General features: G+C 64.9%; 1 protein-coding gene. It reads left to right on the top strand.

Annotated elements, in window-relative coordinates; all coding sequences use genetic code 11:
- Positions 1–1,161, top strand: a 1,161-nt coding sequence (locus tag OP79_RS48985) for an RNA-guided endonuclease InsQ/TnpB family protein (RefSeq protein WP_245685764.1), incomplete at its 5' end; no start/stop codon positions are given.
- Between the last annotated feature and the right edge of the window lie 131 nt (positions 1,162–1,292).

The following is a 1,292-nucleotide window of genomic DNA, read 5'->3' as shown; positions in this document are numbered from 1 at the left end:
GGTATCGTGATCATTATGAAGCTCAGGTACCAGTTCCGCGTGTACCCGAGCGCCCCGCAGAAGACCGAGCTGGCGAAGGCGTTCGGGTGCGCCCGCGTCGTCTGGAACGACGCGTTGCGTATCCGCCAGGACGCCTACCTGCAGGACGAGGCACTCCCCTCGATTGTCGAGCTGGCCAAGCTGGTGATCACCGAGGCCAAGAAGACGCCCGAGCGTGCATGGCTCGGCGAGGTCTCGGCGGTCGCACTTCAGTCGTCCCTGCGGGATCTCCAGACGGCATACAGCAACTTCTTCGCGTCGAAGAAGGGCACCCGCAAGGGTCCGAAGATCGGGCCTCCGCGCTTCAAGAAGAAGGCCAGCCGCCAGGCGGTCAGGTTCACCAAGGCCGCCCGCTTCTCCATCACCAAGAACGGCAGGCTCCGACTCCCGAATATCGGCGACGTGCGTGTGCGCTGGTCCCGAGAGCTTCCCTCCGACCCGTCATCCGTTACGGTCATCAAGGACGCGACAGGCAGGTTCTTCGCCTCGTTCGTGATCGAGACCGAGGACAAGCCCCTGCCGGAGCTGGACTGGGAGGAGACGGACACCGGGATCGACCTGGGCCTGTCCTCCTACGCGGTGCTGCGGGGCCGGAAGATCGCTTCTCCGAAGTTCTTCCGGCGTCAGGAGAAGAAGCTCCGGCGCGCCCAGCGCAAGCTCAGCAGGTGCGCCAAGGGGTCCGGTAACCGTCGTAAGGCCAAACTCGCCGTAGCGAAGATCCATGCCCGTGTCGCTGACCAGCGGCGCGACTTCATCGACCAGGAGACCACCCGGACAGTCCGCGAGAGCCAAGCGGTCTACCTGGAGGACCTGAACGTGAAGGGCATGGCCAAGACCTTCGGTAAAAGCCTGCACGACCAGAGCCTCGGCATGTTCGCCCGAACCCTCGAAGCCAAGTGCGCGAGGTACGGGCGGACTTTCGTCAAGGTCGACCGGTTCTTCCCCAGCACCCAGTTGTGCTCCGCATGCGGGGCACTGACGGGCCCGAAGGGGAAAGCAGGGCTGCGGATACGCACCTGGACGTGCGACTGCGGAACCCGACACGACCGGGACCAGAACGCCGAGTGCAACCTCCGCCTTGAGGGGCGAAGCATCGTGGCCGAGGGACGACCGGACACGTAAAACGCCTGCGGAGCCCGTGTAAGACCCGGCAAGCCGGGCGGTGGGTGATGAAACAGGAACCACCCGAAGGCCGTCGCTCAACAACGGCGGCCAGGCGGGAATCTCCCGGCTTCAGCCGGGAGAGACGTCAA

The sequence above is a fragment of the Streptomyces yerevanensis genome (genome assembly GCF_000716805.1).
GTDB classification, from domain to species: Bacteria; Actinomycetota; Actinomycetes; order Streptomycetales; family Streptomycetaceae; genus Streptomyces; species Streptomyces flaveus.
The sequence above is the reverse complement of the archived record's forward strand: the minus strand, read 5'-3'. Positions and strand labels throughout refer to the sequence as shown.